This window comes from Azospirillum sp. OGB3, assembly GCF_014192915.1.
GTDB lineage: Bacteria > Pseudomonadota > Alphaproteobacteria > Azospirillales > Azospirillaceae > Azospirillum.
The window spans coordinates 15,721-42,334 of the sequence record NZ_JACHYN010000009.1 but is presented as its reverse complement, the minus strand read 5'-3'; the positions used below and the strand labels follow the sequence as shown (position 1 = coordinate 42,334).

General features: G+C 69.3%; 24 protein-coding genes. 13 read left to right on the top strand and 11 right to left on the bottom strand.

Annotation, left to right across the window (positions count from 1 at the left end):
• Window positions 1-16: 16 nt before the first annotated feature.
• The 5 genes from FHW79_RS18235 to FHW79_RS18215 all read right to left on the bottom strand — a co-directional run bounded on the left by FHW79_RS18235 (window position 17) and on the right by FHW79_RS18215 (window position 5,989).
• Window positions 17-1,195: an FAD-binding oxidoreductase gene (locus tag FHW79_RS18235; protein ID WP_183180277.1), complete on the bottom strand. Its 1,179-nt coding sequence runs from the start codon at window positions 1,193-1,195 to the stop codon at window positions 17-19.
• 89 nt (window positions 1,196-1,284) lie between these two features.
• On the bottom strand, window positions 1,285-1,617 hold the full coding sequence (locus FHW79_RS18230; RefSeq protein ID WP_183180276.1) for an HNH endonuclease signature motif containing protein: 333 nt from the start codon (window positions 1,615-1,617) through the stop codon (window positions 1,285-1,287).
• A 35-nt stretch (window positions 1,618-1,652) separates the two neighbouring features.
• On the bottom strand, window positions 1,653-3,014 hold the full coding sequence (locus FHW79_RS18225; RefSeq protein WP_183180275.1) for an ATP-binding protein: 1,362 nt from the start codon (window positions 3,012-3,014) through the stop codon (window positions 1,653-1,655).
• A 30-nt stretch (window positions 3,015-3,044) separates the two neighbouring features.
• Entirely contained in the window at window positions 3,045-3,743 is a 699-nt protein-coding gene (locus FHW79_RS18220) for a response regulator transcription factor (protein ID WP_035676932.1), read from the bottom strand.
• A gap of 89 nt (window positions 3,744-3,832) precedes the next feature.
• The gene (locus FHW79_RS18215; protein WP_183180274.1) at window positions 3,833-5,989 is read right to left on the bottom strand and encodes an ATP-binding protein; all 2,157 of its coding nucleotides are present in this window, start codon (window positions 5,987-5,989) and stop codon (window positions 3,833-3,835) included.
• 324 nt (window positions 5,990-6,313) lie between these two features.
• Here FHW79_RS18215 and FHW79_RS18210 point away from each other — a divergent pair, with 324 nt between their 5' ends.
• Together FHW79_RS18210 and FHW79_RS18205 are read left to right on the top strand one after the other, a co-directional pair.
• Window positions 6,314-6,520 (top strand): cold-shock protein, encoded by a 207-nt coding sequence (locus FHW79_RS18210; RefSeq protein ID WP_014197503.1) that lies wholly within the window; start codon window positions 6,314-6,316, stop codon window positions 6,518-6,520.
• Between the two features lie 154 nt (window positions 6,521-6,674).
• Window positions 6,675-6,932 (top strand): hypothetical protein, encoded by a 258-nt coding sequence (locus FHW79_RS18205; protein WP_183180273.1) that lies wholly within the window; start codon window positions 6,675-6,677, stop codon window positions 6,930-6,932.
• 40 nt (window positions 6,933-6,972) lie between these two features.
• Here FHW79_RS18205 and FHW79_RS18200 read toward each other — a convergent pair whose 3' ends face one another.
• Window positions 6,973-7,485: a MarR family transcriptional regulator gene (locus FHW79_RS18200; protein ID WP_183180272.1), complete on the bottom strand. Its 513-nt coding sequence runs from the start codon at window positions 7,483-7,485 to the stop codon at window positions 6,973-6,975.
• Window positions 7,486-7,625: 140 nt separating this feature from the next.
• Here FHW79_RS18200 and FHW79_RS18195 point away from each other — a divergent pair, with 140 nt between their 5' ends.
• The 5 genes from FHW79_RS18195 to FHW79_RS18175 all read left to right on the top strand — a co-directional run bounded on the left by FHW79_RS18195 (window position 7,626) and on the right by FHW79_RS18175 (window position 14,029).
• Entirely contained in the window at window positions 7,626-8,498 is an 873-nt protein-coding gene (locus tag FHW79_RS18195) for a branched-chain amino acid aminotransferase (RefSeq protein ID WP_183180271.1), read from the top strand.
• Between the two features lie 217 nt (window positions 8,499-8,715).
• Entirely contained in the window at window positions 8,716-10,854 is a 2,139-nt protein-coding gene (gene uvrB, locus FHW79_RS18190; RefSeq protein WP_183180270.1) for an excinuclease ABC subunit UvrB, read from the top strand.
• Between the two features lie 97 nt (window positions 10,855-10,951).
• On the top strand, window positions 10,952-11,230 hold the full coding sequence (locus FHW79_RS18185) for a neuropeptide-like protein 29 (protein ID WP_183180269.1): 279 nt from the start codon (window positions 10,952-10,954) through the stop codon (window positions 11,228-11,230).
• Window positions 11,231-11,378: 148 nt separating this feature from the next.
• A complete protein-coding gene (locus FHW79_RS18180; protein ID WP_183180268.1) occupies window positions 11,379-12,494 on the top strand; it encodes a DUF2336 domain-containing protein in 1,116 nt (371 codons plus the stop codon).
• A 218-nt stretch (window positions 12,495-12,712) separates the two neighbouring features.
• A complete protein-coding gene (locus FHW79_RS18175) occupies window positions 12,713-14,029 on the top strand; it encodes an MFS transporter (protein ID WP_211108364.1) in 1,317 nt (438 codons plus the stop codon).
• Between the two features lie 46 nt (window positions 14,030-14,075).
• On the opposite strand, the gene FHW79_RS18170 is transcribed toward FHW79_RS18175, so the two are convergent.
• From FHW79_RS18170 to FHW79_RS18160, 3 genes are all read right to left on the bottom strand, one after another.
• Window positions 14,076-15,323 (bottom strand): hybrid sensor histidine kinase/response regulator, encoded by a 1,248-nt coding sequence (locus tag FHW79_RS18170; protein WP_183180267.1) that lies wholly within the window; start codon window positions 15,321-15,323, stop codon window positions 14,076-14,078.
• 201 nt (window positions 15,324-15,524) lie between these two features.
• On the bottom strand, window positions 15,525-15,974 hold the full coding sequence (locus tag FHW79_RS18165) for a DNA polymerase III subunit chi (RefSeq protein ID WP_183180266.1): 450 nt from the start codon (window positions 15,972-15,974) through the stop codon (window positions 15,525-15,527).
• A 71-nt stretch (window positions 15,975-16,045) separates the two neighbouring features.
• Window positions 16,046-17,548 (bottom strand): leucyl aminopeptidase, encoded by a 1,503-nt coding sequence (locus FHW79_RS18160; protein ID WP_183180265.1) that lies wholly within the window; start codon window positions 17,546-17,548, stop codon window positions 16,046-16,048.
• 226 nt (window positions 17,549-17,774) lie between these two features.
• Between FHW79_RS18160 and lptG the strand changes: the two genes are divergently transcribed.
• From lptG to pdxA, 3 genes are all read left to right on the top strand, one after another.
• Window positions 17,775-18,869 (top strand): LPS export ABC transporter permease LptG, encoded by a 1,095-nt coding sequence (gene lptG / locus FHW79_RS18155; RefSeq protein WP_183180264.1) that lies wholly within the window; start codon window positions 17,775-17,777, stop codon window positions 18,867-18,869.
• Between the two features lie 139 nt (window positions 18,870-19,008).
• Window positions 19,009-20,454: a peptidylprolyl isomerase gene (locus FHW79_RS18150; RefSeq protein WP_183180263.1), complete on the top strand. Its 1,446-nt coding sequence runs from the start codon at window positions 19,009-19,011 to the stop codon at window positions 20,452-20,454.
• Window positions 20,454-21,479, top strand: coding sequence for a 4-hydroxythreonine-4-phosphate dehydrogenase PdxA (gene pdxA / locus FHW79_RS18145; protein WP_183180262.1), 1,026 nt, complete (start codon window positions 20,454-20,456; stop codon window positions 21,477-21,479). Before FHW79_RS18150 ends, pdxA begins: the two co-directional genes overlap by 1 nt.
• A gap of 19 nt (window positions 21,480-21,498) precedes the next feature.
• On the opposite strand, the gene FHW79_RS33290 is transcribed toward pdxA, so the two are convergent.
• Both FHW79_RS33290 and FHW79_RS18140 read right to left on the bottom strand, forming a co-directional pair.
• Window positions 21,499-21,621, bottom strand: coding sequence for a hypothetical protein (locus tag FHW79_RS33290; RefSeq protein ID WP_281390035.1), 123 nt, complete (start codon window positions 21,619-21,621; stop codon window positions 21,499-21,501).
• A 121-nt stretch (window positions 21,622-21,742) separates the two neighbouring features.
• The gene (locus FHW79_RS18140; protein WP_348984208.1) at window positions 21,743-24,049 is read right to left on the bottom strand and encodes an MHYT domain-containing protein; all 2,307 of its coding nucleotides are present in this window, start codon (window positions 24,047-24,049) and stop codon (window positions 21,743-21,745) included.
• Window positions 24,050-24,244: 195 nt separating this feature from the next.
• Here FHW79_RS18140 and FHW79_RS18135 point away from each other — a divergent pair, with 195 nt between their 5' ends.
• From FHW79_RS18135 to FHW79_RS18125, 3 genes are all read left to right on the top strand, one after another.
• Window positions 24,245-24,769, top strand: a complete 525-nt coding sequence (locus FHW79_RS18135) for a hypothetical protein (protein ID WP_247884487.1) — start codon at window positions 24,245-24,247, stop codon at window positions 24,767-24,769.
• A 76-nt stretch (window positions 24,770-24,845) separates the two neighbouring features.
• Window positions 24,846-25,655: a transglycosylase SLT domain-containing protein gene (locus FHW79_RS18130; protein WP_183180260.1), complete on the top strand. Its 810-nt coding sequence runs from the start codon at window positions 24,846-24,848 to the stop codon at window positions 25,653-25,655.
• Window positions 25,656-25,683: 28 nt separating this feature from the next.
• Entirely contained in the window at window positions 25,684-26,535 is an 852-nt protein-coding gene (locus FHW79_RS18125; protein ID WP_183180259.1) for an alpha/beta hydrolase, read from the top strand.
• Window positions 26,536-26,614 lie beyond the last annotated feature (79 nt).

Below are 26,614 nucleotides of genomic sequence, written 5' to 3'. Positions count from 1 at the left end.
GCTTGCGCCCGTTCCCTCAGATGACGTTCGTCTCCAGCAGGGGGCGGTTCTCCACCAGACGCTCATAGGCGAAGGCCGACAGGTTCAGGCTGCGGTAGGCGCCGGTCGTGATCAGCTCCGCCAGCCCGCGCCCGGCGCCCGGCGCCTGTTGAAGCCCGTGTCCGCTGAAGCCGTTGCAGAACAGGAAGTTGCCGAGCTCCGGATGCGGCCCGATGACGGCGTTCTGGTCGATCTCGTTGTATTCGTAGAAGCCGGCCCAGGCGTTGGTGACCTTGATCGCCTCGAAGGCGGGGACTCGCTCGGCCAGCGCCGGCCACATCATCTCCTCGAACAGGTCATGCTCCACCGTCAGGTCGTCGGTGTCCGGGTCGCGGTCGGCGGGCGGCGGGGCGCCGCAGATGAACTGCTTGCCCTCGGGCCGGAACCACACGCCGGACGGATCGATGACCAGCGGGCAGCCGGGAAGCTCGTCGCGGCAGTCGAACACGAAGACGCAACGCTTGCGCGCCGCCACCGGCAGTTCCACCCCGGCCATGGTGGCGACGCGGCGGGCCTGCGGCCCGGCGGCGTTGACCGCCACCCCGCAGGACAGCCGCCGCCCGTCGGCCAGACGCACAGCGGCGACCTTGCCGTCGGCGGTGTCGATGCCCGCGGCCTCTCCCGCGATCATGGCGACGCCCAGCGCCTTGGCCTTGCGGCGGAAGGCCTGCATCAGGCTGTAGCCGTCGAACCAGCCCTCCCCGGACAGGCCGAGCGAGCCGAGCGCGATCCCCTCCACCGACAGCCAGGGGAAGCGGGCGGCCAGTTCCTCCGGCGACAGCAGCGCCACGTCGGCGCCGCAGGAGAGCTGGATGGCGTTGTTCCGGCGCAGGATGTCCGCCCCGGCCCCGGTCGCCAGATAGAGATAGCCCGGCTCGCGCAGGCCCAGGTCCACCGGGTCGCCGTCTACGGACAGATGTTCCGTCGCGTTGCGGATGAAGGACAGGCCGAACTGCGACAGCGCGATGTTCGCCGGGGTCGAGAACTGCTGCCGGATCGAGCTGGCCGACAGGGCGGAGGAGGCGCGCTGGTAGGTCGGGTCCCGCTCCACCACCGCCACGCTGCCGCCGAAGCCGGGGTCGTTCGCCAGGAAATAGGCCACAGCGCAGCCCATCACACCACCGCCGACGATCACGACGTCGTACCGATCCGCCATCGAACGCTCCCGAATTAACCTTGTTTATCGTTCCGGTGATCGGGCCAGAAGGCGGGGCCGCCGTCAAGGGGGCTTGGCAGGACCGGCGCTCAAAGCCCGGCGATGGCGCGGGCGACGGTCATCCACTCGTCGCCCGGCTCGGCGTCGCGCAGCGCCAGCAGCGGCGGCCAGACGCCCAGTTGGCTGCGGCGGCGCTGGGCGACGAAGCGGTCGATCTCCTCCGGGGTCGGCAGGCGGTCGGCCTTGCGCTGGTTGCAGCGGCGGTGCGCCAGCACGACGTTCGGCGCCGCGTCGAGGCCGCCATAGGCCAGCGGGATCAGATGGTCGAAGGTCGCCTTGGCCCCCACCGGCTCCCCGCAGTAGAAGCAGCACCCGCCCTGCTGGACGTCCATGAGGCGGTACTCGTCGGGGCTGACCGGCATGGCAGGTTCTCCAGGGCGGGGGGCTCCTATGAGTCTCACACCGGCAGGCGGATCAGCACGCGCAGACCGCCGTAGGGGCTGTCGCTGAGCGTGATGTCGCCGCCGTGGCTGCGGGCGACGTCGCGGGCGATGGTCAGCCCCAGCCCGGCCCCGCCGGTCGCCTGGTTGCGGGAGCTGTCCAGCCGGAAGAAGGGTTTGAACACGTCGTCGCGGGACGCCTGCGGGATGCCCGGCCCGTCGTCGTCCACCAGGATGTCGATGAAGCCGTCCTCGCGCTCCGCCCGCACCCAGATGCGGTCGCCGTGGCGCCGCGCGTTGGACAGCAGGTTGGCGAGGCAGCGCCGCGTCGCGTTGGGGCGCAGCGGCAGCGTCAGCCCGTCCGGTGCCGCCAGGGCCACGTCCGCCCCTTCGCGGCGGACGCCGGAGACCACCTCGTTGAGGATGCGGGTCAGGTCGGTCGGCTGCACGGCCTCCGTCCCCTCGCCGCGGGCGAAGGCCAGATAGCCCTCGATCATCGTCTCCATCTCGGTGACGTCGGTCAGCAGCTCCTCGACCTCCGGCCCGTCGCCCAGCATGTCCAGCGCCAGCTTCATGCGGGTCAGCGGCGTGCGCAGGTCGTGGCTGACGCCGGCCAGCATCTCCGTGCGCTGGGTGATCTGGCGGTGGATGCGCTCGCGCATGCGCAGGAAGGCGACGGCGGCCTGCCGCACCTCGGTCGCCCCCTCGGGCTTGAAGTTGCGCACGTCGCGGCCCTTGCCCAGTGCGTCCGCGGCGGCGGCCAAGCGCTTGATGGGACGGATCTGGTTGCGCATGAAGATGATGGCGACGGTGAACAGCACCAGGGCCGAGCCGACCATCCACAGGATGAAGATATAGCTGGTCGGGCTGAACAGGCGTCGCTCCGGCGACATCACCGACAGCACGCCGTCGGGCATCTGCACGCGGATCTCGTACCATTCGCGGGTGATCCGGGTGTTGATGGCGAAGGGCCGCCGCACCCGTTCGTGCAGCGCCTTGCTCAGCGTGTTCTCCAGCATGCCGCGCAGCTTCGGCGGATGGTCGGGCAGGGTGCTGCCGGGCTCCAGCGTCACGATCAGGTCGGTGCTGCGCGCGGTGGCGGCCAGCGTCCAGTTGCGCCCCTCCGGGGTCGGGTCGTGCTCCAGCATGCCGATGACCATGGCGATGTCGCCGGCCACCGCGAAAGCCAGCCGGTTCGTCATGGTGTCCCAATGCCGGTCGTAGAAGATCCAGGTGGCCACCGCCTGCGCCAGGATGACCGGCGTCACGATGATCAGCAGCGAGCGCCCGAACAGCGTGCGCGGCAGGAACCGCTTCAGCAGCCCCGTCTGCTCGCGGCGCGGCATCGGCATCGGTGCGGCGGCGGTGTCGGTGGTCATGGTCCTGGTCCTGGCTTTCCGGCGGTCCCGTTACGGGTCCGGCCTCAACACATAGCCCTCGCCGCGCACGGTGTGGAGGTAGCGCGGCTCCCGCGGGTCGGGTTCGATCTTGCGGCGCAGACGGGTCACCTGCACGTCGATGGTGCGGGCGTTGCCGGCGACCTTGCTGCGCTCCGTCAGCTCCTCGCGCGAGAAGATGGTGCCGGGAGAGGCGGCGAGCACGCGCAGCAGCCCGGCCTCCGCCGTGGTCAGCCGGACCACCTCCTCGCCCGCCCGCAGCTCGTCGCGGTCGGGCAGATAGATCATCGGGCCGAGCTTCACCGGCTGCGGCGGCACCGGGTCGGCCGGGCGGCTGGCCTGACGGCGCAGGATCGAGTTGATGCGCAGCAGCAGTTCGCGCGGGTTGAAGGGCTTGGCGAGGTAGTCGTCGGCCCCGGCCTCCAGCCCGGCGATGCGGTCGTCCGGCTCGCCCCGCGCGGTCAGCAGCAGGATGGGCAGGTCGCGCTCCCGCCGCAGCGATTCGGTCAGCTCCAGCCCGGTCTCGCCCGGCATCATGATGTCGAGCACCAGCAGATCGAAGGCGAGCCCGGCCAGCTTGGCCCGCGCCTCCGCCGCGTCCTTCGCGGTGGCCACCAGGAAGCCGTTGCCGGCGAGATACTTGCGCAGCAGCTCGCGCAGGCGGGTGTCGTCATCGACGACCAGGATGTGGGGCTGGTCTTCTTCGGTCATGCCGCGACTGTAGCGCAACCGTGCGCCGCGCACCAAGGGAAGCGGCGGTGGCCGGACGGGGCATCGGGCCGCATGCGCCGGGAGCCGCATCAGGCCGCGGCATCGGCGCCCGCGGTCAGCTCCGCCAGGGCGGACAGGATGCGGTTGGGTGCTGCGGGCTTGGTCAGCACGAGGCATCCCGCCTCCTTGGCGGCGCGCACGAGATCGGCGGACAGCTCCCCGGTCAGCAGGATGGCCGGGACGTCGCGTCCCAGCACCCCGCGCAGGGTCTGGATGCCGCTCAGCCCGTCGGTGCCGCCGGGCAGCCGGTAATCGCTGAGGATCGCCGAGGGCGCCTGGAGGGTCGCCTGGGCGGCGGCGAGGGCGGCATCGAAGTTGTCCGCCGCCATCACCCCCGCTCCGGCCTGCTCCAGCAGCAGGGTCAGGGAACTGCGCTGCAGCGGATCGTCCTCGACCACCAGAACCCGTCGTCCGGACAGCCGCTGGCTGGAGGTGTCGGCGGGGTGGGCCCGCGGGGCAGGCTCCATCGATGGAGGCATCGCCACCGGCGGCGGGACGGCGGGGACGGCAACGCGGGGCAGGGTGACCGCGAAGACCGAGCCGCGGCCGACCCGCGACCGGACCTCCAGCGGATGGCCGAGCAGGCGGGCGGTGCGCTCGACGATGGACAGGCCGAGGCCGGCGCCGCGCGACCCGTCGCGGGCGGGATTGCCGATCTGGTAGAACTCCTCCCAGATCGTGCCCAGCTCCGCCTTGGCGATGCCCTGGCCGCTGTCCCAGATCTCCACCCGCAGGCCGTCGCCGCGCGGCCGCGCCCCGACCACCACCCCGCCGCGCGCCGTGTATTTGACGGCGTTGGACAGCAGGTTGCGCAGGATCGGCTGAAGCCGCGCCGGATCGCTGCGCACCCAAGCCTTGGTGGGCATCACGGTCAGCCGCAGGCCCTGGCCCTCGGCCTCCGCCCGCAACTCGGCGGCAAGCTGGTCGAGCAGCGGGGCGAGCGGGAAGGCGCCGGTCTCCACCGGCACCACCCCGGCCTCCAGCCGCGACAGGGTCAGCAGATCGTCGAGCAGCCGCTGCCCGGCCTGGAGCGACGCCGACGCCATGGCGCCCAGCTGCTGGAGCGTCGGGTTCGGGGCCTCCTTCAGCAACAGTTCGTGGAAGGCGGCCAGACCTTGCAGGGGTTGGCGCAGGTCGTGGCTGACGGTCGCCAGCACCTTCATCTTGGCGAGGCTGGCCGTCTCCGCGCTGCGCAGGGCCTTCTCCAGGTCCGCCGTGCGCTGGCGGACGCGTTCGTCCAGGCTCTGGTTCGCGCGCAGAAGCTCCGCCCGGACCGCCTCCTCCCGCCGGGCGCCGGCCAGCGCGAAGACGAACAGCACCGTCGCGCCGGTCAGGATGCCGCCGCTGACCGCCGTGGTCCACAGCGCGCGTTCGCGCCAGGGGGCCAGCACCTCGGCCAGTGGGCGGCTCGCGACCACCACGATCGGGAGACCGGCCAGCATCCGCGCGGCGGTGATTTGTGTGCCCTCGATGATCGCCGGGCCGCCCGCCGGGTCCCAGGGCTGGGGCCAGGCGGCGTCGGGCGGGGCGACGGCGCTGTCCGGCGGCCATTCCGCCAGCTTCTCCTTGCCACTGGTGAACAGGGCCAGCCGCGCGCCTTCGCCCCAGCCGGCCTCGCCGTACATTTGCGAGAAATAGGTGTTCTGAATGCCGACGACCGCAATCGCCTGCAGCGCTCCCTCCTCGTCGCGCAGGGCACGGCTGATGGTGAAGCGTCCCTGGTCGCTTCCAGGGGCGGGCAGATGGGATCCGACATGGAGGCCCGGGGATGGCCCCGGCGCGGCGCCCAGATGGGCCTTGGCATAATCCCGCCCCGACAGGTCGCGGGGCGGGGCCGGGTGTTCCGCGCTGTCCAGAAGCAGCCGGCCTTGCGCGTCGAGCGCCCAGACGCCGCCGATCTGTGGCAGTCGTTCCGCGCGGGTGTTCATCGCGGCCTGGATGCGCTGCCCTTCCGCGGGGTCGCGGCGGTCCCACCGCTCCAGCGCGTCGAGCAGGATGCGCAACTGGGCGTCCCCCGCTTCGATGGCGCGGCTGGCGTGCTCGTCGAGCAGATGGGCGGTCGCGGCGAACTCGCGGCGGGCCTGTTCCAGCGTGGCGTGGCGGTCGCGCGACACCGACAGGGCGGACACGCCGACACACAGGGCGGCAAAGGTCAGGAAAGCGGCCACGAGATGGGCACGCTGCATGCCGCCGGCTCCTTCAAGACAGCTAAGACAAAAGAATCGGGTCGTCAAAACTATGGGCTAAGCAACAAGCCGGGGACAACTCCGCCGAAGGGCAGGGCCGACGCCGACGAACGAGGCAAGAGTCGTGAGGCGAATCAAGTGCGCGGGGCTTTGGCCGAAGGGCTCGGGTTGCATCCCGGCCTTTCGATCCCCACATGAAAAGAGTCGAATTTCTTTGGGTCTACGGTCCGCTTGCAGAACGCTGCGTCTGGTCCTTCCCCTCGGTGATTTGATGTGAACCCGTGGCACGAGCGCCATGGGAAACCTCGTTCAAGGAACTGCCAGATGGCTACTGGAACCGTGAAATGGTTCAACACCACCAAGGGCTACGGCTTCATCCAGCCGGACGATGGGACGGCCGACGTGTTCGTCCACATCTCCGCTGTCGAGCGGTCGGGCATCAACATTCATGAAGGCCAGAAGCTGTCCTACGAACTCCAGCGCGACCCCAAGAAGGGCAAAAGCGCCGCGGCCAACCTGAAGGAAGCGTGATTTTTTAGCCCCGATTTTTTCGGGGCCGCCCGTTCAGGGGCCGGTTGCCCCCAATCCTGCAACAGCCGCTTCACAAAAGAAACGCATGCTCCATGGACCGCCGGGACCGCCCGGATGGTGCCACGGGGCACGATGACGATCACAGGAGGCATGCATGGCATCCGATAACCGCAGCGCGGATCGGAATGATCTCGACTCCATGACCCGCGAGTTTCTTGCGAAGGGGGGTAAAATCGTTCAGTGCCCGCCGGGGTCTTCGGACAGCGTGGTGTACAAGCGCACGTCCTTCCGCCGCCGCGGCGCCGCGAACGCCGCGGGCAAGGAAGGGGCGGACGGCACCGCCGCCGGCGCGCCGCCGGCGGATGCGGCTCCCGCCGCTTCTCCGGAGACGGTTCCGGCCAAGGACAGCTGATCGAGGGCCGGGCCGACCGGCCCTTCTTCCGGCCCGGTTCCTACCGCTTCACGGCGGCGAGCCGGGCCGGCACCGGCGGGGCGAACTTCACCCGGTCCTCCTCGTCCATCATGCCCAGCATCACCTTGCGGAAGCCCTCCACGGCCTCCGCCCCGGCCATGCGGTAGGCGCGGGCGATCCGCTGCCGCTGCGTCTCGGAGAGCTGGCGTTCCAGCTCCACGCCCTTTTCGGTCAGTTCCAGCAGACGCTGCCGCCGGTCCCGCACGCCCGTCTGCTGCAGAATGAATTCCTGCCGGACCAATTCCCCCAGCACGCGCGACAGGCTCTGCTTGGTGATCTTCAGGATCGCCAGAAGCTCCGACACGGTGATCTTCGGGTAGCGCCCGACGAAATAGATGACGCGGTGGTGCGCCCGGCCGAAGCCGATCTGCGCCAGGATCTCGTCCGGCTCCGCAGTGAACTCCCGATAGGCGTAGAACAGCAGCTCCATGCCCGTGCGAAGTTCCTCTTCGCGCAGGAAAAGCTGGTTCACGCCCGCTTTTATGTCAGCCATGTTGACGTGATCGGTGCGATTCGTTACAAATGGGTCAATAAGCCAGACATAAACGAACAAAGCCCGCGAGACAAGCGCGGCTTTCGACAATTCCATTCCAAGTCCCGAGCAACGGGCCAAAGACCAAGGTGGGAGCCGCCATGTCCATCCTTCCCTTCGACGACCGCGACGGCGTGATCTGGTACGACGGCGCGCTGGTGCCGTGGCGCGACGCGAATCTGCACGTCCTGTCGCACGGCCTCCATTACGCGAGCTGCGTGTTCGAAGGCGAGCGCGTCTACAACGGCACGGTGTTCAAGCTGACCGAGCACAGCGAGCGTCTGGCCGCCTCGGCCCGCATCCTGGGCTTCGAGCTTCCCTATTCGGTGGCGGAGATCGACGCGGCGACCAACGAGACGGTGAAGGCGATGGGCTTCACCGACGCCTATGTCCGCCCGGTGGCGTGGCGTGGCAGCGAGATGATGGGCGTGGCGGCGCAGGCCAGCCGCATCCACGTGGCCATCGCCGTCTGGCAGTGGCCGAGCTATTTCAGCCCCGAGGCGAAGATGGCCGGCATCAAGCTGACCTGGTCCCGCTGGCGCCGCCCGGCCCCGGACATGGCGCCGACGGCGTCGAAGGCGGCGGGTCTCTACATGATCTGCACGCTGTCCAAGCATGAAGCCGAAGCCGAGGGCTATCAGGACGCGCTGATGCTCGACTACCGCGGTTATCTGGCCGAGGCGACCGGGGCGAACCTGTTCCTGGTGATGGACGGCAAGATCCACACGCCGAAGCCCGACTGCTTCCTGGACGGCATCACCCGCCGCACGGTGATCGACCTCGCCAAGGCCCGCGGCATCGAGGTGATCGAGCGTCACATACAGCCCGATGAACTGTCGAACACCCAGGAGGTCTTCCTGACCGGCACCGCCGCGGAAGTGACCCCGGTCGGCCAGATCGGCGACCACCGCTTCACGCCGGGCCGCGTCTGCGAGACGCTGGTGAAGGACTACGACGCGCTGGTGCGCGGGTAACGGGCACGCCCTTTTTCTCCTCCCCTGCGCAGCTCTCGCGCAAACCAAAGGTTTGCGCTGACGCGGCAGGCGGACCATAGGTCCGCCAAGAGCGGGGGAGGGCCAGGGAGGGGGGAAGCGCGAGCGAACGCTCCGGACAAGCCCACGCTCGACAGCGGGGGTGGGGTGGGCCATATACTCGGTTCCCGTTCCGTACCCCTGGCGCGAGCGCACCCGCATGTCCCATCCCGTCCTGACCACCCTTCCGCAGAAGTCCCTGCCCAAGCTGGAGGCTGGCAAGAAGTTCGAACTGGTGTCGGAGTTCAAGCCGTCCGGCGATCAGCCGCGCGCCATCGGGGAACTGACCGAAGGGCTGCGCGCCGGCGAGAAGGACCAAGTGCTGCTCGGCGTCACCGGGTCCGGCAAGACCTTCACCATGGCGCACGTCATCCAGCACGTCCAGCGCCCCACCCTGGTCCTCGCCCCGAACAAGACGCTGGCGGCGCAGCTCTATGGCGAGATGAAGTCCTTCTTCCCGAACAACGCGGTGGAATACTTCGTCTCCTACTACGACTACTACCAGCCGGAAGCCTACGTCCCGCGCACCGACACCTTCATCGAGAAGGAATCCTCGATCAACGAGCAGATCGACCGGATGCGCCACTCGGCGACGCGGGCGCTGCTGGAGCGGGACGACGTCATCATCGTGGCGTCGGTGTCCTGCATCTACGGTATCGGCTCGGTCGAGACCTATTCGGAGATGACCGTCGATCTGCGCAAGGGGCAGGTGGTCGCCCAGCCCGATCTGCTGCGCAAGCTGACCGAGCTTCAGTACAAGCGCAACGACGCGGCCTTCGGGCGCGGCCTGTTCCGGGTGCGTGGCGACACGGTGGAGCTGTTCCCCGCCCACATGGAGGACCGCGCCTGGCGCATCTCGCTGTTCGGCGACGAGATCGAGGGCATCCACGAGATCGACCCGCTGACCGGCGAGAAGATCGCCTCGCTGGAGGCCGTGCGCATCTATCCCAACAGCCACTATGTGACGCCCAAGCCGACGCTCAATCAAGCCATCGAGCAGATCAAGCGCGAGCTGAAGCTCCGGCTGGAGGAGTTCAACGCCCAGGGCAAGCTGCTGGAGGCGCAGCGGCTGGAGCAGCGGACGACCTTCGACATCGAGATGATGGCGGCCACCGGCGCCTGCGCCGGCATCGAGAACTATTCCCGCTACCTGACCGGCCGCGCGGCGGGCGAGCCGCCGCCGACGCTGTTCGAGTATCTGCCGGGCGACGCGTTGCTGATCGTGGACGAGAGCCACGTCATGGTGCCGCAGATCGGCGGCATGTACCGCGGCGACCGGATGCGCAAGGAGACGCTGTCCGAATACGGCTTCCGCCTGCCCAGCGCCATGGACAACCGTCCGCTGAAGTTCGAGGAGTGGGAGGGCATGCGGCCGCAGACGGTCTTCGTCTCGGCCACCCCCGGCCCCTGGGAGATGGAGCGCACCGGCGGCGTCTTCGCCGAGCAGGTGGTCCGCCCGACCGGTCTGATCGACCCGGAGGTGATCATCCGTCCCACCGAGACGCAGGTGGACGACCTGATCCACGAGTGCAAGGAGGTGGTGGCGAAGGGCAACCGCGTGCTGGTCACCACCTTGACCAAGAAGATGGCGGAGGCGCTGACCGAATACATGCACGAGGCGGGGCTGCGCGTGCGCTACATCCACTCCGACGTGGAAACGCTGGAGCGCATCGAGATCATCCGCGACCTGCGGCTCGGCGCCTACGACGTGCTGGTCGGCATCAACCTGCTGCGCGAGGGGCTGGACATCCCCGAATGCTCGCTGGTCGCCATCCTGGACGCCGACAAGGAGGGCTACCTGCGCTCCAAGACCTCGCTGATCCAGACCATCGGCCGCGCCGCGCGCAACGTCGAGGGGCGGGCGATCCTCTACGCCGACAAGATCACCGGCAGCATGCAGTACGCCATCGACGAGACGGCGCGCCGCCGCGAGAAGCAGCGGGCCTACAATCTGGAGCACGGCATCACGCCGGAATCCGTGAAGAAGGCCATCGGCGACATCCTGGAGAGCGTCTACGAGCGCGGCGACCACGTCACCGTCAAGACCGGCCTGAACGCGTCGGAGCTGGTCGGCCACAATCTGAAGTCGGTCATGGCCGACATGGAGAAGCGCATGAAGGCTGCCGCCGCCGACCTGGAGTTCGAGGAGGCGGCCCGTCTGCGCGACGAACTCCGCCGGCTGGAGGCGATGGACCTCGGGCTGGAGCAGCCGGGCAGCATCGGCATCAGCTCCGCCCGCCAGGGTCGCGGCATTCCCGAGGGCGCTCCGAAGAAGCAGGGACGACGGGGACGGCGCTGACCACAGAGCCACTTGCGGAATAATGTCCCCGTCGCAGGCGTTCATCCTGCCAGTACGGCCCGCTCGCCGGGCCGCGATCCCTGGCACAGGAACGCCAATGACGACGCTCCGCTCTCTGTTCCTTCTGTCCTTCGCCGCCCTTCTGCTGTCCGGCTGCTACGTCGCCGCCGGGAGTCCAGGACCTGTTTATGGCTACGGACACCGTTCCTATGGCTACGGCTATTACGAGCGCCCACAGTATCGCCATTACGCGCCGCCGCCCGTGGTGTACGGTCGCCCCTACTACGGCGGCTATTATGGGGGATATCGCGGTGGTCACCATGGCGGCCCTCGTCACCATCACCGGCACGGCGGGCACCGGCACGGCGGCTGGTGAGGAGCGGCCGGGGCTTGCCCGTGACCGGAAATCGTCGTTAACAAAGGCTCAATGCTTTGGTCCGATCATGACCTGAATACATTCGCTCCCGCTGATGCACGAATCCGAGGCACCGGGGCGACGCAGGGCAGGAAAGGGTCAGCGACCCATGAGCGACCAACTCACCAAGGACGACGTGTCCCGGCTGCTGTCGGACCCGTCGCCGAACAGCCGTTCCGAACTGGCGGTCAAGATCGCCAAGCAGTTCTCCGCAACCACCCTGTCGGACAGCGAGCGGCGGCTCGCCGAGGACATCATCCGCTTCATGGCGCGCGACGCCGTCGTGCGCGTGCGCCAGTCGCTGGCCGAGAATCTGAAGGCCAACCCGGCGCTGCCGCGCGACGTCGCGCTGATGCTGGCGCGCGACGTGGAGGCTGTGGCCATCCCGGTGCTCAGCGTTTCCACGGTGCTGACCGACGCCGACCTCGTCGAACTGGTGCGGACCGGCACGGACGCCAAGCACACCGCCATTGCGCAACGCCCGGACCTCTCGGCCAGCGTCGCCGACGCGCTGATCGACACGGCGTCGGAAGGGGCGGTGGCGGTCCTCGTCGCCAACGAGAGCGCCGACCTTGGCGAGCAGACGCTCGGCCGGGTCATCGAGCGCTTCGCCGACAGCGAAACCGTGCAGGAGCCGCTGGTTCAGCGCGCCCGTCTGCCGATCACCATCGCCGAACGGCTGGTCGCCGTGGTCTCGGAAAAGCTCCGGCAGCATCTGGTGACCAACCACGACCTTCCGGCCAAGGTCGCCGCCGACCTGATCCTGCAAAGCCGCGAACGCGCCACCGTTTCCCTTTTCTCCGGGGAAAACGACGAAGGCGCGCTGGAACGGCTGGTCGCGCAACTGTCGCGCAGCGGCCGCCTGACCCCGTCGCTGATGGTGCGGGCATTGTGCATGGGCGACGCCGCCTTCTTCGAGACGGCCCTGTCCTTCCTGGCCAACGTGCCGCTGACCAACGCCCGCCTTCTGATCCACGATGCCGGGCGGCTGGGCCTGAAGTCCATCTACGACAAGGCGAAGCAGCCGCCGGCCCTGCTGCCGGCCTGCCGGATCGCCTTGGATGTGCTCAAGGAAACCCCCTACGACGGCGAGGCGCACGACATCGAACGCCACCGCCGCCGGGTGATCGAGCGCATCCTGACCCAATACGAGGATCTGGCGGCGGAAGATTTGGACTATCTGCTCGACAAGCTCGGTGATCTCATGCGCGTGGAAACGAAATAACGCCACAGACTCCGAAAGTCGCTCGGCGTGCAGTTTTCGGTTGCGGTGACGGGCGACTCCGGCAACCTTTTATTTTTCAAATCCTTGACGTGATCTGACCGTCCCGTCACGGGCATCGTGCGCAATCCGTTCCGTGGTGCCATTTCGCGGTGCCCGCTGTTCCCAACCTTTGCGTCTGGCCGCGGTCCTCTTGCCAGAGCCTTGGAAAGGACAGCGCGTTGCCTGCTGACAGCAATGGACGGATATCGGCGCCTCCGGGCGAAATCGATCGGAGTTTCCGGCCGGCGTCGCTGGACGCCGTAAATTTTCTGCTGGCGGACGTGCGGGGGGCGCTTGGCCCCTATCTGAACGTCTTCCTGGTGACCCAGCAGCATTGGAGCCAGTCGGAGGTCGGTCTGGTGACGAGCCTGGCCGGCTGGCTCGGGCTCGCCGTGCAGACGCCGATCGGGGCGGCCATCGACGCCACGCACCGCAAGCGCGAGGCCATCGTCCTGGCGCTGATCGTGCTGGGTGTCGGGGCGGTGTGCATCTACCTGTTTCCCACCTTTTGGCCGGTCCTGATCGCGAACACGCTGATCGCGGTGGTCGGGGATGTGTTCGGTCCGGCGGTGGCGGCGTTGACCCTCGGCCTCGTCCCGCAGCGCCTGCTCGCCCGACGAATGGGGCGCAACGCCGCCTTCGACCACGCGGGCAACGTCGCCGTGGCGGCTCTCGCCGGGCTGGTCGGCTGGCTGTTCTCACAGCAGGCGGTCTTCCTGCTGGTCCCGGTGTTCGCGGTCCTGTCGTCATTCGCCGTCCTGTCGATTCCGGCCTCCGCCATCGACCAGCGCCGCGCACGCGGGGTTGAGGCGTCGGCGGCTGACGGGACGGGTAAAGGGCCGGGCGGCGGGGAGACGGTGTCGGGCATGGGCATCCTGGTCCATTGCCGGCCGTTGCTGATCTTCGGCAGTTGCGCCTTGCTGTTCCATTTCGCCAACGCGCCCCTGTTGCCGCTGGTCGGGCAGAAGCTGGCCGCGGCGCACCCGGAATGGGCGACAATCATGATGTCGTCCTGCATCATCGCCGCCCAGCTCGTCATGCTGCCCATCGCCGTCCTGGTCGGGCGGACGGCGGACCGTCTGGGCCGCAAGCCGATCCTGCTGGTCGGCTTCGCCATCCTGCCCTTGCGGGCGGTCCTTTACACCCTGTCGGACGACAGCGCCTGGCTGATCGGCGTGCAGCTTCTGGACGGGGTTGGCGCCGGCATCTTCACCGCGTTGACGCCGCTGGTGATCGCCGACCTGATGCGCGGCACCGGACGCTACAACCTCGCCTTCGGAGCGGTCGCCACGATGCAGGGGGTGGGAGCGGCGACCAGCGGCTTCGTCACCGGCGTGATCGTGGACCGCTTCGGCTATTCCGCCGCGTTCCTCACCGCCGGGGCAATGGCCATGATCGCGCTGGCCGCCCTGTTCCTGGGCCTGCCGGAAACCGCGCCGGCCACCTCCGCCGAGGCCGAGGTTGACGCGTTGGATGAGCCAACCCTCGCCGAATGATCCCTTCCGGAGCCGGGCGCCCGACCCGCGGTGGGGCGCGCATGCCCTACAACGCCCTCGCTTGCCGGATCCCCGCGATGGGTGGCGCGGTCAGGCGGGCGGCGGGCAGCAGGATGGTCACGGTGGTGCCACCCCCCGGTGCGCTGTCCAACTCCACGCTGCCGCCGTGCAGTTCGGCGAAGCGGCGGACGATGGGCAGACCGAGCCCGATCCCTTCATGCTGGCGCACCAGGGAGCGCTCGCCCTGGATGAACGGGCGGAACACGTGATCGACGATCTCCGGCGGGATGCCGGGGCCGTCGTCGGCCACGGCGATGGCGATCATCCCCCCCTGAAGGGCGATCCGCAGCGAGACGCGTCCGCCGCGATGGCCGAACTTCACCGCGTTGTCCAGCAGGTGGACGATCATCTCCCCCAGGCGGCGCTGGTCGGCGCGCAAGGTGACGGGCGGTCCGGGCTGCAGCGTGATGGTCTGGGACTTTGCCCGCGCCTTGGCGCCGAGCAGTTCAATGCAGTGGATCAGCAGGCCCGGCAGGTCGATGGACGATTCGGCGAGGTCGATGCCGCCGGACCCCCGCGTGAAGTCCAGGATGTTGTTGACCATGCCGAGCAGCGCCTTGCCGCTCTCCTCGATGAGCCGGACATAGTCCATGTAGTCGTCGTGACCGAGCGGCCCGTGCGCCTCGCTGGACAGCACCTCGGCGAAGCCGATGATGGCGTTCAGAGGGGTTCGCAACTCGTGGCTGGTCACCGAGAGGAAGTCGAGCTTGGCCCGGTCGGCCTGCCGCGCCGCCTCCAGGGCGGCGCTGAGTTCCGCGGTGCGCTCCGACACGCGGCGTTCCAGCCCGCGGTTCTGCTCGGCCGCGCGCTGGTAGAGCTTGCGGATCTCCAGCACGCTGCGCACCCGGTGCAGCAGCTCCCAGGCGATGAAGGGCTTGGTGAGGAAGTCGTTGGCCCCCATTTCCAAGGAGCGCCGCCGCGTTTCCTGGTCGGTGTGGGCGGTCAGCACCAGGATGGGCACGATATCGTCGCCGTACAGGGCGTTGACACGCTCCATCAGGTCGAAGCCGCTCATGTGCGGCATGCGGATGTCAATCAGCAGAAGGTCGAAGCGCTGCGCCTCGCACAGGGCGGGCACGCGGCGGGGATCGGTTTCGCCCCGCACGGCGGTGTAGCCCTCGTGGGTCAGGATGTCGCGCACCAGATCGACGTTCGAGGCATTGTCGTCGACGATCAGGATGGCGGCGTCCTTGACGTCCCGCGCCAGGGTCGGGTCAAGAGCGCTGCGGGTCATGGCGCAGCCGTGCCCGCGCTTCGGACGCACCTATGCATATTGCCCTCCACCTGTGCGCCGCCCCGCGGGATTTTACGGGTTTTAGATTAACCTTGCGCACAGGAGGCCCGTCAAGAACGGTTGGTACAATCGAATGCATTATTATGCCGCGTTAGCGGTATCATTCGAAGAATGTTTCAATGCATATAAGGTTTGTCGGCTTTAAGCGCGTTTTTCCCAGCCGCCACGGTCGTTTTGTTGCCAGTAGGTGAGGGAATGGCCGGCGGCCTTGCACACCTTCCAGCGCTCCCGCGCCGCCAGCACGGCATCGCCGTCGTTGCCGTCGAACAGGTCGCAGACGAGGTCGAAGGACCCCATCGCGCCGCTGGTCACTCCGTCCACCAGGACCAGGACGGTGGCCGCGTTGGGGTTCTCCTCCTCGGCCGTCAGCCAGACCGGCTGTTCCGCGGCGAAGCCGTCACGCGCCGCGCCGTGCGGCAGGAACGAGGAGGGATCGTAGGTCCACAAATGCTGATTGAGCGCGTCCACCCGCTCCGGCGAGCCGGCCAGGACCACGGCGCGCCAGTTTCGCTCCAGAACCTTTTCCAGGATCTTTGGCAACGCCTGTTCGAGCGTGCGCCGCTGGAGGTGATAGAAACGGACCTCGGTCATGGCCCCTCGTAGAAATTTCCCTCTCCCCGAGGGGAGAGGGAAAAAAAACGGCATCCTCCGGACGGAGATTCTTACTTGCCTTCGTGATAGCTCGCCACGAAGCGGTCGAGCAGGCGGACGCCGAAGGCGGTGCCGCCCTTCGGCACGGTGGCCGTGTCCTTCTTCGACCAGGCGACGCCGGCGATGTCGATGTGCGCCCAGGGCAGGTCCTCGACGAAGCGCTTGAGGAACTGTGCGCCGACGATGCTGCCGGCCCCGCGGCCCGACCCGACGTTCTTCATGTCGGCGATGTCGGAGTTGATGTCCTTGTCGTAGGCGTCGCCCATCGGCAGGCGCCACAGCGGCTCGCCCACCGACTTGCCGGCAGCCAGCAGGTTCTCGGCCAGCCAGTCGTCGTTGGCGAACAGGCCCGCGTGCTCATGGCCCAGCGCGATGATGACGGCACCGGTCAGGGTGGCGAGGTCGACCAGCAGGCGCGGCTTGAAGGTCTCCTGCGCGTAGGTCAGGCAGTCGGCCAGGACGAGGCGGCCTTCGGCGTCGGTGTTGATCACCTCGATGGTCTGGCCGGACAGCGAGGTCACCACGTCGCCGGGGCGCTGCGCGGTGCCGGACGGCATGTTCTCGACCAGGCCGACGATGCCGACGGCGTTCACCTTCGCCTTGCGGGCGGCGAGCGCGCGCATGGTGCCGATGACCACCGCGGCCCCGCCCATGTCCCACTTCATGTCCTCCATTCCGGCGGCGGGCTTGATGGAGATGCCGCCGGTATCGAAGGTCACGCCCTTGCCGATGAAGGCGAGCGGGCGGCGGTCCTCGGCGTCGGGGGCGCCGTCCCAGCGCATCACGACGACGCGCGGCTCGAAGGCGCTGCCCTGGGCGACGCCGATCAGCGCGCCCATGCCGAGCTTCCTCAGCTTCTTGAGGTCCAGCACCTCGACCTGCAGCCCGACCTCGGTCAGGTCCCGGCAGCGGTCGGCGAGGCTTTCCGGGTTCAGGACGTTGGCCGGTTCCGACACCAGGTCGCGGGTGTAGGCGACGGACTCGGCCAGAGGTTCCAGGCGGCCATAGGCACGCTTGGCGGTGTCCGGCTCGGCGGTCAGGACGATGATCTTCTTGAGGGAGGGCTTGGCCTCCTTCTTCTCGGTCGTCCGGTACTTGTCGAAGCGGTAGGAGCGGAGCTGCGCGCCGAAGGCCAGCTCCGCCGCCGCGGCGTCGGGGGCCACGGTGCCGCCGTCCGGCAGGTCGAGCAGGACCGAGACCTCCGTCTCGCCCGACTTGTCCAGCGCGGCGACGATGGCGCCGCCGACGGCCTGGAGCGTGGCCTCGGACAGATCCTCGCCCTTGCCGATGCCGACCAGGAGGATGCGGTCGAACTCGACTCCGGCGGGGGCGAGGATCGCCAGCGTCTCCTCCCTCTTGCCGGTGAAGCGGCTGGCCTTCATGGCGCGGGACAGCGTGCCGCCCGTCTTCTGGTCGAGATCCTGCCCCGCGGCGCCGAGCGCGCGATCGGTGGCGACGGTGACGGCGACGGTGCCGGACTTGGGCAGCGCGGGCTTCGCAAAGGCGAACTTCATCGGCTCCTCTCAGGCTCCTCTCGGCTGGGTCGGCCGGCGCGCGGGCGCCGGGGCGGGTGGGATCGATCCGCAACCACCCTGGGATAAAGACCTTCCCGTGCGCCCTGTCAAGGCGCGGACCGGTTGTTTCCCGCGCCCGTCCGCAGTACATAGCCCCGGCACGCCGTGGTGGAAGCTCCCGGCGCGCCGCGTACCGCCCGTCGATCGGCCGGGGAGGCCGGAGCCCATGTATTCATCCGCCACGCTGTCGCGCTACATCGGGCGCCAGTTCGTCACCTGGTTCCTGCTGCTGCTCGGCATCCTGCTGTCGATCATCCTGCTGCTCGACGTCGTGGAGCTGCTGCGCCGCGCCGGAACCAAGCCGGACATCACCTTCTGGCTGGTCCTGCGCATGGCCCTGCTGAAGCTGCCGGAGATCGGCCAGCAGATCTTCCCCTTCGTGATCCTGTTCAGCGGCATGTTCACCTTCTGGCGGCTGACGCGCAGCGCGGAACTGGTGGTGGCCCGCGCGGTCGGCGTCTCGGCGTGGCAGTTCCTGACCCCGGTGCTGATCGCCGCTCTGATGATCGGCGCCGTGAAGGTGACGATGATCAACCCGGTCGGCGCCGTCTTCATCGCCAAGTACAACCAGCTCCAGGACCGCTATCTGAAACTGAAGTCGAGCAGCTTCGACGTCTCGCGCAGCGGCCTCTGGCTGCGCCAGCAGGAGGCGGGGGAGCAGTATTTCATCCACGCCGACGGGGTGAACCCGCTGACCTTCGAGATGTCGCAGGTCATCGTCCTGCGCTTCGACACCAACATGACCTACATCGGCCGGGTGGACGCGCCGCGCGCCGTGCTGCGCGACCGGAAGTGGGAGCTGCAGGACGCGACGATCAACCTCGGCAAGAAGGAATCGGAGACGGTTCCGGCCTACGTCATCCCGACGGAGCTGAACCGGACCACCATCGAGGAGAGCTTCGCCGCGCCGGAGACGATCTCCTTCTGGGAACTGCCGCAGTTCATCCGCACGCTGGAGGCCACCGGCTTCCCGGCGGTGCGGCACCGGCTGCACTATCAGTCGCTGCTGTCGCAGCCCCTGCTCTACGTGGCGATGGTTCTGTTCGCCGCGGCCTTTTCGCTGCGGCTGCCGCGGCGCGGCGGCACCATGACGATGGTGTCGGGCGGCGTTCTGACCGGCTTCGTGCTGTTCGTGATGACCGACGTGATCCGCACCTTCGGCATCTCCGAAACCATCCCGCTGGCCATGGCGGCCTGGAGCCCGGCCTGCGTCAGCGTGCTTCTGGGAACCGCGGCGCTGCTGCATCTGGAGGACGGCTGACGCCGGATCCGGAGCAGGGCCGACGCCGGTCGCCCGGTCTTTGGACACAATTCCGTTCCAGGATGCGGTCCACGATTCCGTTTACACGCGCCCGGGGGGGCCGTATTAAACGGCAAACACCTCTGGAGTCTGGAGCACCATGCAGAGTTTGCGAGCCGTCCGGTCTGCCTTCGCCGTGGCGACCGCCTGCGCCCTTCTTGCCGCCGGCGCGCCCGCCGCGGCCCAGACGCGGGCTCCCAACGCTCCAAACAGCCCTGCTGCGGGAACGCAAGGCCCCGCGGAACGCATCGCCGCCGTCGTCAACGACGAGGTCATCTCGCTGTCCGACGTGCACGCGCGAATCCGCCTCGCCCTGCTGAACGCCGGCGCCCAGGACAGCGCGGAGACGCGCCAGCGCCTGACCCCGCAGGTGCTCCGCCAGCTGATCGACGAGCGCCTCCAGCTCCAGGAGGCCAAGCGTCTCGGCGTCTCGGTCCCGTCGAAGGAGATCGACGAGGCGATCGGACGCATCGCCGAACAGAACCGGATGGGCCGTCCCCAGCTCGAAGCCATGCTGAAGGCCCAGAACGTCCCGGTGTCCACCCTGCGCGAGCAGGTGCGGGCGCTGCTGTCCTGGCAGCGGGTGATGCAGCGCCGCATCCGGCAGGAGGTGGTGATCGGCGACGAGGAGATCGACGCCGTGATGCAGCGCATCAAGGCCAACATCGGCAAGCCGGAGTATCTGGTGGCCGAGATCTTCCTGGCCGTCGACAGCCCCGACCAGGACGAGGAGGTGCGGCGCAACGCCGAGCGGCTGGTCGAGGAGGTGCGCCGCGGCGGCAACTTCGCCGCACTCGCCCGCCAGTTCTCGCAGTCCGCTGGCGCCGCCTCGGGCGGCGACATGGGCTGGGTGCGCACGGGCGAGCTGAACGCCGAGCTGGACAAGACCCTGTCCACCATGCGCGCCGGCCAGCTCTCCTCGCCGGTCCGCACGGCGACCGGCTATCACGTCCTGCTGGTGCGCGACCAGCGGCCCTTCGGCAGCACCGCCTCCACCGCTCCGCCGCCGCCCCCCCCGCCGCGCCCGCGCGCCCAGCCGAAGCCCGATCTGGCCAAGGCCAAGGTCAACATGAAGCAGATCGTCATCCCGGCCCCCTCGAAGGAGGAGCTGAAGGCAGTCCAGGCGCAGGCGGAAAAGCTGCGCAAGTCGATCAAGAGCTGCACCGACTTCGACGAGAAGGCCCGCGCCATGGGCATTCCGGAGTCGGGCGACATGGGCACGCTGCGGGTCAAGGACCTGGCGCCGGGCCTCCAGCAGCTCGCCGTCGGCATTCCGCTCGGCCAGCCCAGCCCGGTGCTGATGAGCCCGGGCGGCGCCGTCATCCTGATCGTCTGCAAGCGCGACGTGCCGATGATCGAGCCGCCGCCCGAGGCCGAGCCGCAGCCGGTGGCCGCCCCGGCCCCGCCGCCGATCGACCCCAAGGACATCAAGATGCCGCCGCGCGAGGAGATCGAGCGCGACCTGATCAACGAGCGCGCCGACCTGCTGGCCCGCCGCTACCTGCGCGACCTGCGCCGCACCGCCTTCGTGGAGATCCGCAACTGATGACCGCATCCGGCGTCCGGCCGCCGCTCGCCCTGACCATGGGCGAGCCGGCGGGGATCGGCGGGGAGATCGCACTTAAGGCCTGGTCGATAGCCAGGGGGGCGGCCCGCGCGGACGGCGCGGTGCCGCCCTTCGTCCTTCTGGACGATCCCGCCCGCCTGGAGGCGCTCGCCGCCAAGCTCGGTCTGCCGGTGCCGGTCAGGGCGGTCGGCAGCATGGCCGAAGGCGCTGCGCTGTTCGGCGCGGCGCTGCCAGTGCTGCCCCAGCCGCTGGCGGCGCCGGTCACGCCGGGCCGCCCCGACCCGGCCAACGGTGCGGCGGTGATCGCCAGCATCGACCGGGCGGTCGAGCTGGTCCGCCGTGGCGAGGCGTCGGCGGTCGTCACCAACCCGATCCAGAAATCGGCGCTCTACGCCGCCGGCTTCCGCCATCCCGGACACACCGAGTATCTGGCCCATCTGGCCGGGCTCACCGAGGAGCCGGTGATGATGCTGGCCGCGCAGGATCTGCGCGTCGTGCCGGTGACCATCCATGTCTCGGTCCGAGACGCGATGCCGCTGGTGACGCGGGAGGCGATCCTCCACGCCGGGCGGGTCACCGCGGCGGCGCTGGCCCGCGACTTCGGCATCGCGCGGCCACGGCTGGCCGTTGCCGCGCTGAACCCCCACGCGGGGGAGGGCGGCGCCATGGGGCGTGAGGAGATCGACGTCATCGCCCCGGCGGTCGCCGACCTGCGGGCGGAGGGCATCGACGCGGTGGGGCCGCAGCCCGCCGACACGCTGTTCCACGCGGCGGCGCGGCGCGGCTACGACGCGGCGCTGTGCATGTACCACGACCAGGCGCTAATCCCGCTGAAGACCATCGACTTCGACACGGGGGTCAACATCACGCTGGGGCTGCCCTTCGTCCGCACCTCGCCGGACCATGGGACGGCGCTGGACATCGCCGGCACCGGCAAGGCCGGCGCGTCGAGCCTGATCGCCGCCCTGACGACGGCGGAGGCCATGGCCGCCCGCCGCGCCTGACCTTCGCCGCGGGTAAGCGTCAGAGGCGGACCGAGCTGCTGGAAAAGCGGCTGGCCGAGCTGTGGTCGATGGAGGTCAGCGCGACCGACGCGCCGATGGCGATGACGATGGCGGCGGCGAAGCCGAGCAGCATGGCTTTCATGGGGGCGCTCCTGGAACCTGATTCTTGGTCGTGGTTTCGGCGCAAAGGCGCCTTTTTCCAAGACCATAAGCGGGGCGGAGCGCGCTTTCAACCACACTCGGGGCTCGACCAGGGGCGGAGCCTAGGCGGCGGAGGTCAACGCGTTGCGCAGCACCTCGGGCGCCACCGGCTTGTGCAGAAGGCGGTGGCCGCTCTGCTGGACCTCGGCGATGCGGGCGGGGTCGGTGTCGCCGGTCAGCACCAGCGCCGGCACGCGCACCCCGCAGACGCCGTAGATGTCGCGGATGGCTTGAAGCCCCGTGCGCCCTTCGCGCAGGCGATAGTCGGCGACGATCATGTCGGGGCGCTGGCCGAGGCTGGTCAGCGTGCCGACCGCCTCGTCGGCGGAGACGGCGGCCACCACCTCGTACCCCCACTCCTCCAGCATGGTCCGCATGGAAAGCAGGATGATGGCGTCGTCCTCCACCACCACGACCAGCCCTTTTCCACCGTTGGCGGGGGGCTGGGCGGCCGGGCGGCAGGTCTTCATCACCCGGCGCGGCGCGACCGACGGCACGGTCAGCCCGAAGGCGCTGCCCCGCCCCGGTTCGGAGCGCAGGGTGACCTCGTGCCCGAGCAGCCCGGCCAGACGCCGCACGATGGCGAGCCCCAGCCCCAGCCCCTTGCGCCGGTCGCGCTCGGGGTTGGCGAGCTGGGCGAACTCCACGAACACCTCGTCGCGCTTGTCCTCGGGAATGCCGATGCCGGTGTCGAGGACCTCGATCCGCAGGCCATTGCCGGTGCGGCGGCAGCCGATCAGAATCCGCCCGCTCTCCGTGTAGCGGATGGCGTTCTCCATGAGGTTGCGCAGGATGCGCTCGACCAGCGCCGGGTCGCTGCGCGTCCAGCCGTCGGTGGGGACGTGGCGCAGGGCGATGCCCACCTCCGCCGCGCGGCCCCGGTACTCGTCGGCCAGCCGCTGCAGCAGCGGGCCCAGCGCGAACTCGGTCACCGCGGGGGTGACCACCCCGGCGTCGAGCCGCGACACGTCCAGCAGGCTGTCCAGCAGCGTGCGCAGGCCGTTCAGCGACTCGCTCATGCTCGCCAGCAGAGGGGAGGCGGGATGGCCGTCGAGCCGGTCGGACAGAGCGTGCGCGAAGAAGAACAGCGACTGCACGGGCTGGCGCAGGTCGTGGCTGGCCGCGGCGAGGAACTTGGTCTTCGCCATGTCCGCCCGTTCGGCGTTGTCGCGGGCGGCCAGCGCCTCCTCGCGGGCACGCTCCGCCTCCGCCTTGGCGCGGTGCAGGGCCTCTTCCACCGCCTTGCGGGCGGTGATGTCGCGCATGATGCCGGTGAACAGACGCTGCCGGCCGTCGTGCCATTCGGCCACCGACAGTTCCAGCGGGAAGAGAGAGCCGTCCTTGCGCCGGCCCTCGACCTCGCGCCCGATGCCGATGATCCGCCGCTCGCCGGTCTCGCGGAAATGCGCCATGTAGCCGTCATGGGCGGAGCGGTGCGGCTCCGCCATCAGGATGCGGACGTTCGCGCCGACGGCCTCTTCCGCGCTGTAGCCGAAGGTCGTCTCGGCCGCCCGGTTGAAGGACTGGATGGTGCCGGTCTCGTCGATCACCACGATGGGGTCCACGGCGGAGTCGACGACGGCGCGGTAGCGCGCCTCCTGCCCCGCGGCGCGCTCCGCCGAGCGGCGCCGGTCGATCAGGACGGAGAGCAGCCCCAGCGAGAGGATCAGCAGGGTCCCCACCCCGGTCCCCACCGCCAGGGACGGCGTGGACAGCACGAAACCGAGGTCATCCCCGGTCGGGACGGCGTCCGTATTGGCGGCATGCCCAATGGCGGTTACGGCCGCGCTGGCGGCGGCCATGCCGATGTAATGCATGCTGACCACCGCAGCGCCGAGAACCAGCGCGCCGGACAGGCGCTGCAGAGGGCTGGCCGTGCGGAAGGCGAGCCAGAGCGCGGCGGTGGAGGCGGCGACGGCGATGACCACCGACGCGGCGACCAGAGGCGTGTCGTAGATCAGCGGCACCGGCAGCCGCATGCCGGCCATGCCGACATAATGCATGGAGACGATCCCGAAACCGGTCAACAGACCCGCCGCCGCCAGGGTCGCCCGGCCGCCCCCGCCGTGCGCCACCGCGAAAAGGCCGGTCCCCGACACCCCGACGGCCAGAAGGAACGATAACGCAGTCAGCAGGATGTCGTAGGACACCGGCACGGGCATGCGCATCGCCATCATGCCGATGAAGTGCATCGACCAGATACCCGCCCCGAGCGCGAGCGCCGCGGCGCCCAGCCAGCCGTTCCGTCCCCGCCCGGCCTCCCGCGCGTGGGAGGCGAGGTCCAGCGCCACATAGCCGCCGAAACAGGCGACGACCACGGAAAGCGCAACGAGGTAAGGATCGTAATGGCCGAGCACGATGGGACGCACCGAGAGTAACCGAGGGGACGGACGCGCAGTGGCAGAAATGTTAGACTTAGATAGTGGAAATCCGCGGCGAACCCAAGCCGGCGAAACGCCCCTGTACGCCTGACGAAAGACCTAATGGCTACCTCGAACGGAGACTCCTCCTCCCGGGCTTCGGACCGGACCGTAAGTCGAAGGCTGGGAGCGCTGCTGCGCCGCATGGTCCTGCGTCCGCTGCTGACCGCGGCGGCGCTGGTCTATTTCCTGATCGACGCGGTGGCGTTGGAAGCGTTGCGCCCGCTGGCCGCCTGGATCGGACGGCAGCGCTTCGCCGAACGGCTGGCGGCGCGCATCCGCCGGCTCGGCCCCTATCCGACGCTGGCGCTGTTCGTGATTCCGCTGGTGGTTCTGGAGCCGCTGAAGCCGGTCGGCCTGTACCTGATGGGGACCGGGCATGCGGTCCAAGGCGCGCTGCTGCTGGGAGCCGTGGAACTGGTCAAGGTCACGCTGGTGGAGCGGCTGTTCCACATCGGCAAGGACAAGCTGTTGACCATCCCGGCCTTCGCCTGGTGCTACGTCCGGGTGGTGCGCTGGCTGGCCTGGCTGACCGCCCTGCCGCCCTGGCAGGCCGCCAAGCGTCTGGTCGCGCGGGTGCGCGCGGCGACTCGCCCGGTGCTGGCGGTGGTCCGTGGATGGGCGCGGTCGCTGCGCAACCACCTGCGCGCTGTGTTGAAAAGAGGGTAACCCTGTCCTGCGCTTGCCGTGACTTGCGGGCAGCCTCATATCAATGCGGTTTTGCAGACCGTTCCAAGGCCAACCCGTGCGTTTCCTTCCCCTGACCTTCGCCCTTTTCGTCGCCTTGGCGGCCCCCGCCGCCCTCGCGGCGGGCAAGTCCGGCTCCGTCTCCTCGCGCGAGTCGCGCATGGCCGACTGCGAGGCGGCGGAGAAGGGCGATCCGGAGGCGTCCTACCGCATGGCGCGGCGTTTCCTGTTCGGCGTCGGGGTGAAGCGGGATCAACGGGTCGGCACGGCGTGGCTGCGCGCCGCGGCCTCGCGCGGCCACAAGGAGGCGCGGCGGCTGGTCGCCTATGTGCCGGGCCGCATGGGCCATGTCCGCCCCTGGTGCCGCCCCGGCGCCGCTCCCCTGCGCGAGGCGTCGCCCCCGCCGCCGGAAATCATCGCGCTGGTCCACAAGACCGCACCGCAGTACGGGCTGGACCCGGCGCTGGTGATGGCGGTGATCCGGGTGGAGAGCGCCTTCCGCTCCGACGCGGTGTCACCGAAGGAGGCGGCCGGGCTCATGCAACTCATCCCCGACACGGCGGAGCGGTTCGGCGTGTCCGACGTCTTCGACCCCGCTCAGAACATCCGCGGCGGCGTGCGCTACCTGCGCTGGCTCTTGGCCTATTTCCAGGGGGACGTTACGCTGGCCCTTGCCGGCTACAACGCGGGGGAGCGGGCCGTGGACCGCTACCGGGGCGTTCCGCCTTACGAGGAGACGCGGAACTACGTGCGCTCCATCCGCCGCCTGTACGACGCGCCGCGTCATCCCTTCGACGCGGCGGCGGCGGAACCGTCGCCCATGGTCGTCCGGCAGGCGGCGGAACTGGCGAAGCCCGGCAAGGGCTGAGAACGAACCAACAGGGGAGGGGCCACCCGTGCCGATGTCCGAACGCAGCTTTCTCGGCCTCAGCGCGGCGGGGTTCCACCGCGTCGCCTACACCCAGTGGGGGCGCGAGGATGCGGCCCGCACCGTCGTCTGCGTGCATGGCTTGACCCGCAACGGCCGCGATTTCGACGCGCTGGCGCTCGATCTGGCCGACCGCCTCCGCGTCGCCTGCCCGGATGTGGTGGGGCGCGGCAAGAGCGGCCGGCTGGCCAACCCGACGCTCTACGGCTACCCGCAATACTGCGCCGACATGGCGGCGCTGATCGCCCGGCTGGGGGTGGAGTCGGTGGATTGGGTCGGCACCTCCATGGGCGGGCTGATCGGCATGCTGCTGGCCGCCCAGCCCGACAGCCCGATCCGCCGTCTGGTGATCAACGACGTCGGCCCCTTCATCCCGAAGGCGGGCTTGCAGCGCATCGCCGATTACGTCGGCAAGGACCCGGTGTTCGAGGATCTGGCGGCGGTCGAATCCTACCTGCGCTTCGTCCTGATGGGATTCGGGCGGCTTTCCGACGAGGCGTGGCGCCACATGGCCGAGCACAGCGCCCGTCTGCGTCCGGACGGCTGCTACGGCCTCGCCTACGACCCGGCCATCGCCCAGGCATTCAAGGCGCAGCCGATGGAGGATGTGGACCTGTGGGCGGTCTGGGACCGCATCCGCTGCCCTGTGCTGGTGCTGCGCGGCGCCACCTCGGATATCCTGCCGGCGGAGACGGCGGAGGAAATGACACGCCGCGGCCCCAAGGCCCGTCTGGTGGAGTTCGCCCACACCGGCCACGCCCCGGCGCTGATGACCGGGGACCAGATCGCCGCGGTGCGCAACTTCCTGCTGGAGGACTGACGGGGTACCCCGGCATGCGGCCCGCAAGCGGGCTGGATATGGCGGCGGTCCTGCCATAGCATGAATGGTACGGTTGCGC